We start from the raw sequence: 15,649 nt of genomic DNA on the forward strand, positions 1-15,649 counted from the left end.
CCGAGGACATCGGCCAAATACGCCGCATCAGGCCAGCAAGGCTTCCCTGATCTGCTGCAGGGAGGACGGATCCTCGATCGTGGTCAGGTCGCCCGGATCGCGTCCCTCGCATATCGCCTGGATCGAACGGCGCAGCAGCTTGCCGGAACGGGTTTTCGGCAGCAGGCCGACCACATGCACCCGCGCCGGCCGGCCGACGCTGCCGATCTGCTTGTCGACCACGCCCATGATCTCCGCTTCCAGCGCAGCCCGCGCCTGCGCCGTATCGACCGCCTGCCGCGGAATCACGAAGGCCACCGCCACCTGCCCTTTCAGCTTGTCTTCGACGCCGACCACGGCCACCTCCGATACATTCGGATGGCTGGAAATGCTTTCCTCGATTTCGCGGGTGCCCAGCCGGTGGCCGGCGACATTGATGACATCGTCGGTGCGTCCGAGGATGAAGTAATAGCCGTCGTCGTCGCGGATGCCCCAGTCGAAGGTGGAATAGGCGCGGTTGCCCGAGCCCGGCACTTGCGTGGCCCAATAGGTATCGATGCAGCGCTGGTCGTCGCCATAGATGGTTTGCATGCAGCCCGGCGGCAACGGCCATTCGATCACCACCACGCCTTTTTCATTGGCGCCGCAAAGCGCGCCGGTGGCTTCGTTCAACAGCTGCACCTTATAGCCGTACATCGGCACGCCAGGGCTGCCCAGCTTGCCCGGCCTGCTGTCGACATTCCTGGCGATGGTCATGATCGGCCAGCCGGATTCGGTCTGCCAATAGTTGTCGACGACGGGCACCCCGAGCGCCGATGCAATCCAGCTGGAAGTGGTTTCGTCCAGCGGCTCCCCGGCCAGGTACAGCGCCTGCAAGGACGACAGGTCGTACTTCCGCATCAGCTCCGGCGGCTGCTTTTTCAGCACCCGGATCGCGGTCGGCGCCGAAAACATGCGGGTCACCTTGTACTTTTCAACGATGCTCCACCAGACACCGCCGTCGGGACGGATCGGCAACCCCTCATACAGCACCGTCGCCATGCCCGCGATCAACGGCCCGTAAACGATGTAGGAGTGGCCGACCACCCAGCCGATGTCGGAGGTGCAGAAAAATGTCCCGCCCGGCTTGCTGCAAAAGATGGTGTCCATGGAGGTCGCCAAGGCCACCGCGTAACCTCCCACATCGCGCTGCACGCCCTTGGGCTTGCCGGTGGTTCCCGAGGTGTACAGGATGTAAGAAGCTTCGTTAGATTCCAGCCAGGTCACCGGCACCTTGGCGCCGATATGCTGCTGCCGCAGCTCGGCATAATCGACATCCCGCCCTGCGGCCAGCGCCATCGGCGCCAGGCCGCGGTTGACCAGCAGCACGTGCGCCGGCTGATGCCGGGCCAGCTTGATTGCTTCGTCCAGCAAACCCTTGTACGGCAATATCTTGCCGGCGCGCGAACCGGCGTCGGCCAAGACGATCAGCTTGGGCGTGGCATCGTCGATGCGGCTCGCCAGGCTGTTCGAAGCGAAGCCGCCGAACACCACCGAATGGATGGCGCCGATGCGGGCGCTGGCCAGCATGGCGAATACCGCCTCGGCGATCATCGGCATGTAGATCAGGACCCGGTCGCCGCGTGCCACGCCCAGCCCTTGCATGATGGCGGCCATGCGGTTGACCTCTGCATGCAGTTCGCGGAAGGAATAGGTCTTTTCAGTGCCGGTCTCGGTGGAAATCGCGATCAGGGCGGGCTGGTCGCCGCGCGTCGCCACCCAGCGGTCGACCGCGTTGTGGCACAGGTTGGTGGCGCCGCCGGCAAACCACCTGGCGAACGGCGGCCGGCTGTCGTCGAGCACTTGCGAGAACGGGTGGTGCCAGTCGATGCGCCTGGCTTGCTCGGCCCAGAAGGCGGACGGATCGTCGATCGAGCGCTGGTAAAAGGTGGCGAAACTCATGCTGTCTCCTCGCTTCTTGAAAAGAATCGTAGGGCTGGAAGGCGAACGCCTTCCGCCTTGCATGCTTCTGCGGCATGTCTTGGCAAACCACTGCGGACAAATGCAACAGCGCCCCGTCAAAGCGGGGCGCTGCCTGGTTTAGATCACATACAGGTCAACATACTCGTTGACTGCCATGTCTTCCAGTTTTTTCTGGTCCAGCGACACTTCCAGGATCTTCTGCTGCTGCTTGGCCGACAGCTGGCGCGCCAGGTTGACCTTGAACTTCGCTTCCAGCAGCGGAATGCCATCCTTGCGGCGGCGGGCGTGGCCGATCGGATATTCGACCACGATTTCCTTGAGTTTCTTGCCATCCTTGAATTCCACGGTCAGCGCATTGGCGATAGAACGCTTCTTCGGATCGTGGTAATCCTTGGTGAATGCCTTGTCTTCGACGCAGACGATCTTGTCGCGCAAGACGTCGATACGCTTGTCGGCGGCGATCTTGTCTTCATAATCGCCGGCTGTCAGGCGGCCGAAAATCAGCGGCACCGCAACCATGTACTGGATGCAGTGGTCGCGGTCGGCCGGATTGTTCAGCGGACCCTTCTTGTCGATGATGCGGATGCAGGCTTCATGGGTGCGGATGGTGATCTTCTTGATGTCTTCCACCGACTTGCCGGCCTTGGCCAGTTCGGCGTGCAAGGTCATGGCCGCTTCCACCGCGGTCTGCGAATGGAATTCGGCCGGGAACGAAATCTTGAACAGCACGTTTTCCATCACGTACGATTCATACTTGCGCTGGAACTTGAAAGGCTGGCCTTTGAACAGCACATCGTAGAAGCCCCAGGTCTTGGCGGTCAGCACCGACGGGTAGCCCATTTCGCCGCTCTTGGCGATCAAGGCCAGGCGCACCGCGCGCGAGGTGGCGTCGCCGGCTGCCCAGGATTTGCGCGAACCGGTGTTCGGCGCATGGCGATAGGTGCGCAGCGACTGGCCGTCGACCCATGCCAGCGATACCGCATTGAGGATTTCTTCGCGCGTCAGGCCCATCATTTCGGCCACTACCGCGGTCGACGCAACCTTGACCAGCACCACGTGGTCGAGGCCGACCTTGTTGAAAGAATTCTCGAGGGCGATGCAACCCTGGATTTCGTGCGCCTTGATCATCGCGGTCAGCACGTCCTTCATCTTCAGCGGCTTCTTGCCGGCGGCGATGGCGTTGCGCGAGAGCCAGTCGGCGGTAGCCAGGATGCCGCCCAGGTTGTCGGACGGATGGCCCCATTCCGCTGCCAGCCAGGTGTCGTTGAAATCCAGCCAGCGGATCATGGCGCCGATGTTGAAGGCGGCCTGGATCGGATCGAGCTGGAACTGGGTGCCCGGCACTTTGGCGCCGTTAGGCACCACGGTGCCCGGCACGATCGGTCCCATCAGCTTTTTGCAAGCCGGATACTCCAACGCTTCCAGGCCGCAGCCCAGGGTATCGATCAGGCAGTTGCGGGCGGTATCGTAGGCTACTTTGGATGTGATCTTGTATTTGGTCACGTAGTCGACGATATCGACCAGCACTTTGTCGTATTTTGGGCGGACGTTGGAGATGTGAGCGGACATTGTTTTCCTTGATGATGAAAAATTAAAACGAACAATTACAACCAAAAAATTAAAGCAGAAATACCCAGCCGCTCCTGCAACGCCGTCCCGGTTCAGGGCATCAGCGCAGCTTGCACTCGTTGGCCAGTTGCTGTCCCAGCTTGGAATTGAGCAGCATCGACTTGGCCGGGATCTGGATCCACACCAGGCCGCTGGCCTTGTCTTCCAGGCGCACCGCGCCGGTGGTGGTGCTGACCGTGGTCATCGGATAGCTGCGGCCTTTCCAGGTCAGCTTGACGTCGCTGCCGGCGCCGGCCAGGTCGACCCGGTTGCCCAATTCGCAATAGAAATTACCGGTCAGCAGGCTTGCCGACGGCGCCGGCTCCAGCTTCAGGAGGTTCGGCAAAGCCGGGGCCGGCTTGGTATCGGCCAGCGGCACGCTGGAGCCGCAGGCAGCCAGCAAGGCGGTAAGTGTCAAAGCGGAAGCGATACGGTAAGTATTCAATGCGTTAAAAGCGATCATATGGTCCCGGCCCTAAGGCGTTAATTGAGTAAGCAGCGGATAGTTTCCATCGCTTACGCGATGGAAACATCTATTGGCTCGCTCCTGCGCCAGTATTGCCATTTTGCATACGGGCGCTATTTGCGTTTGCCAATCGGGACAAATTTTAAATCTTCTGGGCCCACATAATTCGCCGATGGACGAATAATCTTGTTGTCTATCCTTTGCTCGATAATGTGCGCCGCCCAGCCGGAGGTGCGGGCAATCACGAACAACGGCGTAAACATGGCGGTCGGCACACCCATCATGTGATACGAAACGGCCGAAAACCAGTCCAGGTTGGGGAACATTTTCTTGATGTCCCACATCACCGTTTCCAGCCGCTCGGCGATATCGAACATTTTCAGGGAGCCGGCATCCTTGGACAGGTTGCGCGCCACTTCCTTGATCACCTTGTTGCGCGGATCGGAGATGGTATACACGGGATGGCCGAAGCCGATCACCACTTCCTTGTTTTCGACGCGCTTCTTGATGTCGGCTTCTGCCTCGTCCGGGTTGTCGTAGCGCTTCTGTATCTCGAATGCGACTTCGTTGGCGCCGCCGTGCTTGGGGCCACGCAAGGCGCCGATGGCGCCGGTGATGGCCGAATACATGTCGGAGCCGGTGCCGGCAATCACGCGGCCGGTAAATGTCGACGCGTTGAATTCATGTTCGGCGTAGAGGATCAGCGAAGTGTGCATCGCCTGCTCCCACAGCGCGGACGGTTTTTCACCGTGCAGCAGGTGCAGGAAATGGCCGCCTATCGATTCGTCGTCGGTTTCGGTTTCGATGCGCTTGCCGTTGTGGCTGTAGTGGTACCAGTACAGCAAGACGGAGCCGAGCGAGGCCATCAGGCGGTCGGCGATATCGCGCGCACCAGGCGTATTGTGGTCGTCTTTTTCCGGCAGGACGCAACCCAGCGCGGAGACGCCGGTGCGCATCACGTCCATCGGATGCGATGACGCCGGCAGCCACTCAAGCGCCGCCTTGACGTTGGCCGGCAGCCCGCGCAGGGCTTTGAGCTTGGTTTTATAGGCATTCAGTTCAGCGCTGGTGGGCAGTTTTCCATGCACCAGCAAATGCGCGATTTCTTCAAATTCGCAGCTGTCGGCGATATCCAGGATATCGTAGCCGCGGTAGTGCAGGTCGTTGCCGGTCTTGCCGACGGTGCACAGCGCGGTATTGCCGGCGGTGACGCCGGACAGGGCTACCGATTTCTTGGGCTTGAAGGTTGCCGCTGCTGCAGGCTGTTGCTCACTCATGTGTCGTGCTCCTATGCGATTTATTTGACCAGGATTCAAATACAGGATGCCGGTTATTTCGCCTTCTGCTGCGCAAACAAGGCATCCAGTTTTTGCTCGAATTCGTGATAGTTGATGCGTTCGTAAAGTTCGGCGCGGGTCTGCATGGTGTCGATCACGTTTTTCTGGGTGCCGTCGCGGCGCAGCGCGGTGTAGACGTTTTCGGCAGCCTTGTTCATTGCGCGGAAAGCTGACAAGGGATACAGCACCAGGCCGACATCGGCGGATTTCAGTTCATCGACCGTGAACAGCGGAGTCGCGCCGAATTCCGTGATGTTGGCCAGCACCGGCACCTTGACCGCCGCCGCGAATGTCTTGTACATGTCGAGCTGGGTGATCGCTTCCGGGAAGATCATGTCGGCGCCGGCTTCGACGCAGGCCACCGCGCGTTCCATCGCAGCTTCCAGGCCCTCCACCGCCAGCGCATCGGTGCGCGCCATGATGACGAAGTTGTCGTCGGTGCGGGCATCGACGGCAGCCTTGATGCGGTCCACCATTTCCTGCTTGCTGACGATTTCCTTGTTGGGCCGGTGGCCGCAGCGCTTGGCGCCGACCTGGTCTTCGATATGCATGGCGGCGGCGCCGAACTTGATCATGGCCTTGACCGTGCGCGCCACATTGAAGGCGGAAGAACCGAAACCGGTATCGACATCCACCAGCAGCGGCAGGTCGCAGACATCGGTGATGCGCCGCACATCGGTCAGGACGTCGTCCAGGTTGGAGATGCCGAGGTCCGGCAAGCCCAGCGAACCGGCTGCAACGCCGCCGCCAGACAGGTAGATCGCCTTGAAACCGGCGCGCTTGGCCAGCAAAGCGTGGTTAGCGTTGATCGCGCCGACCACCTGCAACGGCGATTCGTCACGAACGGCCTGCCTGAATGCAGCGCCTGCGGAATATTGCGTCATATCGTCACCTTGTCTCGAACAGGTTTCATGGGGAAACCGATACAGCAATATTGCAATCGCCATGCCATGGCCGGCATGAACCGCGGCAATTCCCCGTCCGTTTCCCAGGCTGCGACGACTATTTATTTGGAATCAGGGACTTGCGTGGATCGCCTCGGAGTCATCGAGCGATTGCATTGCTGTCCTCGATGTTCCATACTATGTTTCAAATTGATCCATGAAACATTAATGAAACATCATTGAAACACCGCTACAGCAACAATGAAACCTCGATAACATGGCCCGTCCCCTGCCCTCTCCCGCCAGCAACCGCGACAACAACGACCTGCCGGTCATCTGGACCGTCTCGGTATCGCGCCTGTTCGACCTGTTCCGCGACATCACGCTGGAATTCGACCACCAGGCTAATATCGCGCCTATCCAGCTGGGTTTTGAAGACGCGGTCCAGCACATCCGCGAACGGCTGGCGACCGAACGCTGCGACGCCGTGATTGCCGCCGGCTCCAACGGCGCCTACCTGAAGAGCCGCTTGTCGGTGCCGGTCATCATCGCCAAGGCCAGCGGCTTCGATGTGATGCAGGCGCTGGCCCGCGCCCGCAAGATCACGCCGCGGGTCGGCGTCATCACTTACCAGGCGTCGATGCCGGCGCTGGCGGAATTCCAGGCCGCATTCGACCTCAGCATCGAGCAGCGCAGCTACGCCACCGAAGAAGACGCCCGGGCCCAGGTCAGCGATTTGAAAGCGAGCGGCATCAAGGCGATAGTGGGCGCCGGCCTGATCACCGACCTCGCCGAAGAAGCCGGGCTGAGCGGCATCTTTGTCTACTCCGCCGCATCGATCCGGCAAGCGTTCAACGATGCGCTGGAACTGGCGCGCCTGACTCAACTCCAGCTGGAATCGACCGGCGGCCGCAGCTATCCGGTCAGCGACACGCTCAGGGCCAAGCACGGCATCAGCGATTTGCGCGGCGCGTCGGACGCCATGGAAGCGATACGCAGGTCGGTGACGCTGTTTGCGCGTTCGCCGGCCAACGTCCTGATCCATGGCGAAACCGGCAGCGGCAAAGAGCTGGCGGCGCAGGCGATCCACCGTGAACATCCGCTGGCGCAGGGCACGGCCAGCGGCCGCAGCAGCCGTCCTTTTGTCGCGGTGAACTGCGGCGCGATTGCAGAATCGCTGCTGGAATCCGAGCTGTTCGGCTACGAAGAAGGCGCCTTCACCGGCTCGCGCCGCGGCGGCCGCGCCGGCCTGTTTGAAGCGGCTCACCGCGGCACCCTGTTCCTCGATGAAATCGGCGAAATGCCGCTGGCGCTGCAAACCCGGCTGCTGCGCGTGCTGGAAGAGCGCGAAGTGGTGCGCGTAGGTTCTACCCGCCCGATCGCGGTTGACGTCCGCATCATCAGCGCCACCCATTGCAACCTCGAGGAAAGAGTGCGCGACGGCCGTTTCCGCGCCGACCTGTTCTATCGCATCGGCGTCCTGCGCCTGGATTTGCCGCCCTTGCGCGCGCGCCCGGAGGATTTGGTGGCGTTGGCGGAATGGTGCCTGAAACAGGCGCTGGCGTCGCTGGATGTGCGGCCGCACGCCAATCTCCACGCCGAAGTCGTGGCTTGCGCGCCGCTGCTGGAAAGTTATGCCTGGCCCGGCAATGTGCGCGAACTGCGCAACCTGATGGAACGCGTGGCGCTGTTCCTGGCGGCCGAGCCGCTGCGTTCGCTGACGCCGGCCTTCCTGCTGTCGGCGGCGCCGGAACTGGCGGCCGCGAACAGCAATGCGCCGCCGGCGGTTGCCATGCCGGCGGTGGCGGAATCCGCGGCGCAGGTGCTGGCAAGGTTCGAGGGCAACCGTGCAGCTGCGGCCCGGTACCTGGGCATCAGCCGCACTACCCTATGGCGCAAACTGAGGGAATCGCAGGATAGCTAAGCACCATCCTGCCCGGCTTGCCGTCAATCGTCTTTTGCGCCGGCTATGCCTAATTCCTGGATCTTGCGCGTGATGGTATTGCGTCCGATGCCAAGGCGTACCGCCGCATCGTTCTTGCGTCCGTGGGTATGGCGCAAGGCGATCTTGATCAGGGCCGATTCAAACTGCCGTCCCAGCACATCCATCACGTCGGCGTCGCCATTGCTGAGCATCTGGGCCGCTTCCGTCTCCAGCAGGGCAATCCAGCTTTGCTTTTCAAGCGGCCGTTCGCCGGCGCCCGCAGCTTGCGCCGCCGGCGCCAGGATTTCAGGATAGTGCGCGGCAGCGGCCGGCGCCGCCAGATGCGGATCGAACGCTACCGGCCGGCTGGCCGGGCTTTCCAGCTGCATGCTCTGGTCGCGGCCGCCGACCAGGTCTTGCGGCAGGTCCTTGATCTCGACCGTCTGGCCGGGCGCCATCACGGTAATCCAGTTGCACAGGTTTTCCAGCTGGCGCACGTTGCCTGGCAGGTCCAGGCTGCTCATGAAGCGCATGGCGTTATCGGAAACCCGCTTGCTTTCGACGCCCAGCTGCTTGGCGCTCTGGCTCAGGAAGTAGCGCGTCAGGATCGGGATGTCTTCGCGCCGCTCGCGCAAGCTCGGCAAACGCAGCCTGATCACATTCAGGCGGTGATACAAGTCTTCGCGGAATAGTCCCTCGCGTACCCGGGTTTCCAGGTTCTGGTGGGTGGCGGCGATGACGCGGACGTTGGCTTTCAGGGACTGGTGGCCGCCGACCCGATAGAAATGGCCGTCGGACAGCACGCGCAGCAGGCGCGTCTGCAGGTCGAACGGCATGTCGCCGATTTCATCGAGGAACAGGGTGCCGCCTTCAGCTTGTTCAAAACGGCCGCGGCGCGATGCCTGGGCGCCGGTAAATGCACCACGCTCGTGCCCGAACAATTCCGACTCCAGCAAATCTTTCGGAATCGCCGCGGTATTGAGGGCGATGAACGGCTGCGACGCGCGCGGGCTGTGCTTGTGCAAGGCGCGTGCGACCAGTTCCTTGCCGGTGCCCGATTCGCCGGTGATCAGCACCGTCACATTCGATTGCGACAGGCGGCCGATGGCACGGAACACGTCTTGCATGGCCGGCGCCTGCCCCAGGATTTCCGGCGTCTCGGCAGAGGCTTGCTCGACGTTGGCCTCGCGCAAGCTTTCTTCCAGCGCGCGCCGTATCAGTTCGACCGCCTTGTCGACATCGAAAGGCTTGGCCAGGTATTCGAAAGCACCGCCCTGGAATGCGGCAACCGCGGAATCCAGGTCGGAAAAAGCGGTGATGATGATCACCGGCACGCCGGGAAACTTGGCTTTGACGGTTTGCAGCAGCTCCAGGCCGGAAGCGCCCGGCATGCGGATATCGGAGACCAGCACTTGCGGCGTGCTCGATTGCAGTGCTTCGATCGCATCGCGCGCATTGGAGAAACTCTTGGTGCTCAGGTTTTCGCGGGCCAGCGCTTTTTCAAGCACCCATCGAATCGATTCGTCGTCGTCAACAATCCAGATTGGTTTCATGTGTTTTGTGCTGCGCCAGGAGCGCAGTCCGTTAAACTATTTATCAGCGCAATGACGGCCTCGCTGTTACAGCCTGTCAACTACTTGCAGGCACCGTTTGCAGGCAGCCATCAAGGCAGAGGTATCAGGATTCTGAAATCTGTATATCCCGGCCGGCTTTCGCATTCGATGACGCCCATGTGCTGTTGTACAAAGGTTTGCGCCAGCGTCAAACCCAGGCCGCTGCCGCCGTCGCGTCCCGACACCAGCGGGTAGAAAATGCGTTCTTGAATCTCGGCCGGGATGCCAGGTCCATTGTCGATGATATGCAAGTCTAGTGCCAGCCGGTAACGCACCTTGGCCAGCGTCACCTGGCGCACTACCCGGCTCTGGAAAACCAGCTCGGCATCGCCCGCCTTGATGCGCTCCTGCAACGCTTGCGCGGCATTGTGCGCGATGTTGAGGATGGCCTGGATCAGCTGTTCCTTGTCGCCGCGGAACTGCGGGATCGACAGATCGTAATCGCGCTTGATGCTCAGGCCGCTCGGGAATTCGGCCACGATCAGGCTGCGCACCCGCTCGCATACCTCGTGGATATTGACGTCGCCCACGATCTGCGCCAGCCGGTGCGGCGCCAGCAGGCGATCCACCAGGGTCTGCAGGCGATCGGCTTCCTTGATGATGACTTGCGTGTATTCGCGCAATTCCTTGACGTGGCGCTCCGGCAGTTCGAGCTCCAGCAGCTGGGCGGCGCCGCGGATGCCGCCCAGGGGATTCTTGATTTCATGGGCCAGGTTGCGAATCAGTTCCTTGTTGACCTGGCTCTGGTCGATCAGGCGCTCCTCGCGCTCCAGCTTGAGCTGCTGTACATTCTCCCGCAACTCGATCAGCACCGGCATCTCGGGGTTGTCGAGCGCGGTGACGATGGTGTCGACCCACAGCGGTTCGCGTCCCACGCGTTCCAGGATCAGGTCCTGGCGCGAGTCGTCGAACTGGTGCTGCAAGGCTTGTTCGAAAATCGCCAGCAGCTGGTCCGGGTTCAGGAACAGGTCGGACAGCGTCTGCTGCTGCAGCAGGCGGCTGGAACTTTCCAGCAGGTTTTCCGCGGCGGCGTTGGCAAACACCAGGCGTCCGTGCTGGTCCAGCACCAGCACCGCGGAAGCCAGCAGGTCAAGGCTGGCGAGCACGTTCCGTTCGGCGGTTTTTATTGGCATCCTGGCATCCTTGTCAAAAAGCCCGGCCCAGGCAAAGCGAGGCGCGGCGCGCCGGCGTCATTGAGACTGCGAGTGTGATTGAAATAGTGCATTTTCCGAGCATAACAAGCTTTGTAAGCGATGTCGGTGGGTAATATGCAGGATCGCCACATTATGGTGCGTCCGGCTCTGCTCTATCTTAAACCGGGTAGGCAAAAATAAAGGCCGCATCGGCGGCCTTATCCATTAAGCAAGGTTGATACCATGCCGTTGGTTACTTCAGATTCGACAGTTCCCGGTTGAGCGCATCGATATTTTTCTCGCTGCGGGAAATGTCTTCTTTCATCGACGCCACGCGCTCCTGGTACTTGGCGTAGTTTTTCTCGTTGCCTTGCCGCTCCGGCGTGCCGTCGTTGTAGTCTTTCTTGAGATTGGCCAGGCGCTGCTGTTCGTTCTTCAGCTCGTCCTGCAGGATCTGGCGGCGGTCGTTGTCGCGCGCCTTTTGCGTACCGTTATCGACTTTCGGAAAGTCGGTCGGGGTGGAGGCCGCCGGCTTGCTGGCAGCAGTGCCTTCGCGTGGCGGCTTGCTCGATGAAGTCACGGTCAGCGGCGGCAGGCTGACGCGCTTGCAGCCCTTGGTGTCACCCGTGTTCTTGTATTCCTTGACGCCGTTCTGGTCCACGCAAAGGTAAACCTCGCTTTGGGCGTAAGCAGTGCCTGCGGCCATGCTGACGGCCGCCAATAGCAGAAATCCCGATAAAAGACGCTTCATAGACTTTCTTCGCAATGGCAATTCAATCGAGCCGCTAGTTTATGTCAAGAAACATGCAATGACAAACCATCCTGCAGAATATAGTTTGCGATATGCAGGCGATGAAAACAAGCGTGTGAGAAAAACAAAAGGACAGGGAGTTCCCTGTCCTTTATCTTGCAGTCCGCCCTTGCAACTGGCAAGAGCGGAGGTGCAAACTTGCGAACCGACTTATACCGAATAGTACATGTCGAATTCGATCGGGTGAGTCGTCATGCGGTAGCGCTGGACTTCCTGCTTCTTCAAGTCCAGGTAGGCATCGATCATGGTGTCGCTGAATACGCCGCCGCGGGTCAGGAACTCACGGTCCTTGTCCAGCGCTTCCAGTGCTTCTTCCAGCGAAGCGCAAACGGTAGGGATCAGCGCGTCTTCTTCTGGCGGCAGGTGGTACAGGTCTTTCGATGCTGCCTCGCCCGGATGGATCTTGTTCTGCACGCCGTCCAGGCCTGCCATCAGCAATGCTGCGAAGCACAGGTACGGGTTAGCCAGCGGATCCGGGAAACGGGTTTCGATGCGGCGGCCCTTTGGATTCGCTACGTGCGGGATACGGATCGAAGCCGAACGGTTACGCGCCGAATAGGCCAGCTTGACCGGTGCTTCAAAGCCTGGAACCAGGCGCTTGTACGAGTTGGTGCCTGGATTGGTGATCGCGTTGAGCGCCTTGGCGTGCTTGATGATGCCGCCGATGTAGAACAGCGCGAATTCGGACAGGCCGGCATAGCCGTCGCCGGCGAACAGGTTCTTGCCGTCTTTCCAGACCGATTGGTGCACGTGCATGCCGGAACCGTTGTCGCCAACGATAGGCTTAGGCATGAAAGTCGCCGTCTTGCCGTAGGTGTGGGCCACGTTCCAGACCACGTACTTCAGGTTCTGGGTCCAGTCGGCGCGCTCGACCAGGGTCGAGAACTTGGTGCCGATTTCGTTCTGGCCGGCGCCTGCAACTTCGTGGTGATGCACTTCAACCGGGATGCCCAGCGATTCCAGGATCAGGCACATTTCCGAACGCATGTCCTGGAAGCTGTCGACCGGAGGCACAGGGAAATAGCCGCCCTTGACGGTTGGACGGTGGCCGGTGTTGCCGCCTTCGAGTTCGGCGCCGGTGCTCCACGATGCTTCTTCCGAACCGATCTTGACGAAGCAGCCGGACATGTCTGCGCCCCAGCGGACGTTGTCGAAAATAAAGAATTCAGGTTCCGGGCCGAAATAGGCGGTATCGCCCAGGCCGGAAGATTTCAGGTAGGCTTCAGCGCGCTTGGCGATCGAACGCGGATCGCGGTCGTAGCCTTTGCCGTCGGATGGCTCGATGACGTCACATTGCATGAACAATGTGGTTTCTTCCATGAACGGGTCGATGTTCGCGGTGTTAGGGTCCGGCATCAACAACATGTCGGAAGCTTCGATACCCTTCCACCCAGCAATAGAAGAACCGTCAAATGCATGACCCGACTCAAATTTATCGATATCGAAATGAGAGACAGGGACAGTTACGTGCTGTTCCTTGCCTTTGGTGTCAGCGAAGCGAAAATCAACGAATTTGACTTCGTTGTCTTTTGCCATTTTCAAGACTTCTGCGGCCGTCATTGCCATGTGAATCTCCTAAGATGAAAGTACTTGTAAAAAAGTACTACGGTTTTTAAATTGTGCGCCCTGCTCAGGATCTGTTGCGCGCAGTCTTCAGCGTCGCAGTAACATCATGATGTACAGGTATTGAGCAAACTATGACCGGACAGCAATTCAGTACGACCAGAACTCAGTGCAGGATGATAGCAGAATCCATGCCACCATCCTTTCATTGCGGCACGCTTATTCGATCCGGTAATTAGCTGGTTTAGAAGGCTGTATTGCGTTTTTCCGGAGTTGATCCGGTTATCGCAAATCACCGTTATGGTGCACAGGAAAATGCAAGCACCGTTTTAGTGCCTGCATCTTGACGAGCCAGGGATTGGCACCATAACGGTGCACTCGGGATATTGAATAGCCACTTGTTTAAAAAACACTTTTTGGAGATACACCATGCCCACTACCGACGAACTCCTGGCCACCGCCCGCCAACGTGGCCAGAATGACCACCTGCCCTATGCCGGCGCCGTCACCCCGAGCGAGGCGTTTGCCTTGCTGCAGGCGGAAGTCGCCGCGATCCTGGTGGATGTCCGCACCAATGCCGAACGCGACTGGGTCGGCCGGGTTTCGATCCGCGATCCGCAGCATGCGGCGGTGCAATGGTCGCAATACCCCGGCGGCGTGCAAAATCCCGATTTCCTGGCGCAGCTCGCGCAGATCGCTGAAAAAGGAACGCCGCTGCTGTTCCTGTGCCGCTCCGGCGTACGTTCGCAGCACGCGGCCAAGCTGGCGACCGAAAACGGCTACAGCAACTGTTTCAATATCCTGGAAGGCTTCGAAGGGGACAAGGACAACAATGGCCACCGCAAGAACATCAACGGCTGGTGCAAGGCCGGTTTGCCTTGGCTGGGAGCTTGAGGGAATTGCCCGGCAGGCTGGCGCGCCTGGGCGCCGGATTCAGTTGGCCTGGTAGGCGAGTATCCGGTTCTCGTATTTCTGGTCTTCGAATTCGTGCCAGGCAGTGCCGATATCGGTGAAACCGTAGGCGCGGTAAAAACCCAGTGCCTGTACATTGCCAGCCCAGGCGGTAAGCCAGAGCCGGTCGCCGGCGCTGCCGCGGGCATGGTCCAGCAGCGCGCGGCCGATGCCGCGGCCATGGAAGTGCTCCTGCACGTATAGCGTGTCGACCTCGACCCCGCCGTAGTTTTTTTCCGCGCAAGGCGAGTCCAGGCCGAGCAGGATATAGCCCCGCAGGTTTTCGCCATCCACTTCGACGAACAGCCGGCAATCGGGATCAGCGATGATCTCGCGAAAATACTCTGGCGTGAAAGTCGACAGCACCTCGCGCGCCAGGTCATCGCTGACGCCTTCGGTGGCATAGGCATGCAGCCAGACCTGGATCGACAGCGCGGTCAGGCTCATGCCGTCGGCTTGCACCGCGCTGCGGATCATGTCGCCTGTTCCGTGCGCGCCAGCGATGCGATCGCCACGCGCGCAGCCGCCAGGTCCCAGGCGGCCTGGCCGACGGTCTTATATACCGGCAAGACGGCCTGCTGGACAAAGCCGTGCGCCAGCACATCGGGCAGTTCGCGCACCTTGCTCCAGTCGACCTGCGCCTGCAGCAGATCGCCGGCTTCATGCCTGGCGCCGGCCAGGCAGTCGACCACCACGGTGCGGCTGTGCAGCAGCTCGGGCGGGAACTCGACCATGTCCGGTTTGAAGGCGCCGACGCCGATCGCCAGCGTGGTTGCCGCGACATGGGCCGGGATCACCGCGGTACGCGAGGTGGTCAAGGCAATCAAGACATCGGTGTGCGGTAAATCGGTGGCTAGCGTGGCGGCGGCCAGGGCCTTGACCGCAATCTGCGGATGGCGCAGCTGCAAGGCGTCGCAAAACGCCTGGGTCTTCTGCAGGTCGCGCGCGGCGACCCAGAATTGATTGACGCCGAAATACTCGACCAAGCCGTCGGCGTGGGCGATAGCCTGCACTCCGGTGCCGATCAGCAATGCGGACTTCGGCCTGGACGGCAGCAGCGCCTCGATGCCGAGCAGGCTTACCGCCGCAGTCCGGCGCGCGGTAACGGTAGGCCCGTGCAACAGCGCCAGCCGGCGGCCGCTGGCGGCGTCGAACACCACCACTTCGCCCTGGATCGCCGGCAACTGGAATTGCGCATTGTTGGCGTGCACGGTGATCAGCTTGGTCATGCCGATGTCAGCGGCGATAGCCGGCATGCACAGCAGCACGCTGGCCTTGTCGATTTCCACCACCATGCGTTCGGGTGCGTTGATCTCGCCTTCGCGCAATTGGCGCGCGACCTTTACCAGCGCCGGCACCAGTTCGGCATAGGGCAAGGCGGCGGCGGTGCTGTCAGCGTCGAGGATTTTCATAAGTCA

General features: G+C 60.7%; 13 protein-coding genes. 2 read left to right on the forward strand and 11 right to left on the reverse strand.

Features of this window, described 5'->3' with window-relative positions; all coding sequences use genetic code 11:
• Positions 1-27 precede the first annotated feature (27 nt).
• The 5 genes from V8G57_RS08625 to prpB all read right to left on the reverse strand — a co-directional run bounded on the left by V8G57_RS08625 (position 28) and on the right by prpB (position 6,236).
• Positions 28-1,920, reverse strand: a complete 1,893-nt coding sequence (locus V8G57_RS08625) for a propionate--CoA ligase (RefSeq protein ID WP_425458252.1) — start codon at positions 1,918-1,920, stop codon at positions 28-30.
• Positions 1,921-2,058: 138 nt separating this feature from the next.
• Complete coding sequence (locus V8G57_RS08630) at positions 2,059-3,510, reverse strand: bifunctional 2-methylcitrate dehydratase/aconitate hydratase (protein WP_092397406.1); 1,452 nt, start codon at positions 3,508-3,510, stop codon at positions 2,059-2,061.
• A 100-nt stretch (positions 3,511-3,610) separates the two neighbouring features.
• On the reverse strand, positions 3,611-4,012 hold the full coding sequence (locus V8G57_RS08635; RefSeq protein ID WP_092397404.1) for a hypothetical protein: 402 nt from the start codon (positions 4,010-4,012) through the stop codon (positions 3,611-3,613).
• A gap of 116 nt (positions 4,013-4,128) precedes the next feature.
• Positions 4,129-5,292, reverse strand: a complete 1,164-nt coding sequence (gene prpC / locus V8G57_RS08640; protein WP_342829011.1) for a bifunctional 2-methylcitrate synthase/citrate synthase — start codon at positions 5,290-5,292, stop codon at positions 4,129-4,131.
• A 53-nt stretch (positions 5,293-5,345) separates the two neighbouring features.
• Positions 5,346-6,236, reverse strand: coding sequence for a methylisocitrate lyase (prpB, locus tag V8G57_RS08645; protein ID WP_092397400.1), 891 nt, complete (start codon positions 6,234-6,236; stop codon positions 5,346-5,348).
• A 277-nt stretch (positions 6,237-6,513) separates the two neighbouring features.
• Between prpB and prpR the strand changes: the two genes are divergently transcribed.
• Complete coding sequence (gene prpR / locus V8G57_RS08650) at positions 6,514-8,160, forward strand: propionate catabolism operon regulatory protein PrpR (RefSeq protein WP_342829012.1); 1,647 nt, start codon at positions 6,514-6,516, stop codon at positions 8,158-8,160.
• A gap of 23 nt (positions 8,161-8,183) precedes the next feature.
• Here prpR and ntrC read toward each other — a convergent pair whose 3' ends face one another.
• From ntrC to glnA, 4 genes are all read right to left on the reverse strand, one after another.
• Positions 8,184-9,713 (reverse strand): nitrogen regulation protein NR(I), encoded by a 1,530-nt coding sequence (ntrC, locus tag V8G57_RS08655; RefSeq protein ID WP_092397396.1) that lies wholly within the window; start codon positions 9,711-9,713, stop codon positions 8,184-8,186.
• 110 nt (positions 9,714-9,823) lie between these two features.
• The gene (gene glnL, locus V8G57_RS08660; protein WP_092397394.1) at positions 9,824-10,906 is read right to left on the reverse strand and encodes a nitrogen regulation protein NR(II); all 1,083 of its coding nucleotides are present in this window, start codon (positions 10,904-10,906) and stop codon (positions 9,824-9,826) included.
• 253 nt (positions 10,907-11,159) lie between these two features.
• On the reverse strand, positions 11,160-11,657 hold the full coding sequence (locus tag V8G57_RS08665; protein WP_092397392.1) for a DUF4124 domain-containing protein: 498 nt from the start codon (positions 11,655-11,657) through the stop codon (positions 11,160-11,162).
• A 210-nt stretch (positions 11,658-11,867) separates the two neighbouring features.
• Complete coding sequence (glnA, locus tag V8G57_RS08670) at positions 11,868-13,283, reverse strand: type I glutamate--ammonia ligase (protein WP_092397390.1); 1,416 nt, start codon at positions 13,281-13,283, stop codon at positions 11,868-11,870.
• A gap of 426 nt (positions 13,284-13,709) precedes the next feature.
• On the opposite strand from glnA, the gene V8G57_RS08675 reads away from it, so the two are divergent.
• Positions 13,710-14,174: a rhodanese-like domain-containing protein gene (locus tag V8G57_RS08675; RefSeq protein WP_342829013.1), complete on the forward strand. Its 465-nt coding sequence runs from the start codon at positions 13,710-13,712 to the stop codon at positions 14,172-14,174.
• 39 nt (positions 14,175-14,213) lie between these two features.
• On the opposite strand, the gene V8G57_RS08680 is transcribed toward V8G57_RS08675, so the two are convergent.
• The gene (locus tag V8G57_RS08680; RefSeq protein WP_342829014.1) at positions 14,214-14,708 is read right to left on the reverse strand and encodes a GNAT family N-acetyltransferase; all 495 of its coding nucleotides are present in this window, start codon (positions 14,706-14,708) and stop codon (positions 14,214-14,216) included.
• A complete protein-coding gene (locus V8G57_RS08685) occupies positions 14,705-15,643 on the reverse strand; it encodes a delta(1)-pyrroline-2-carboxylate reductase family protein (RefSeq protein ID WP_342829015.1) in 939 nt (312 codons plus the stop codon). Before V8G57_RS08685 ends, V8G57_RS08680 begins: the two co-directional genes overlap by 4 nt.
• Positions 15,644-15,649 lie beyond the last annotated feature (6 nt).

The sequence above is a fragment of the Collimonas rhizosphaerae genome (assembly GCF_038896935.1).
GTDB classification, from domain to species: domain Bacteria; phylum Pseudomonadota; class Gammaproteobacteria; order Burkholderiales; family Burkholderiaceae_D; genus Collimonas; species Collimonas rhizosphaerae.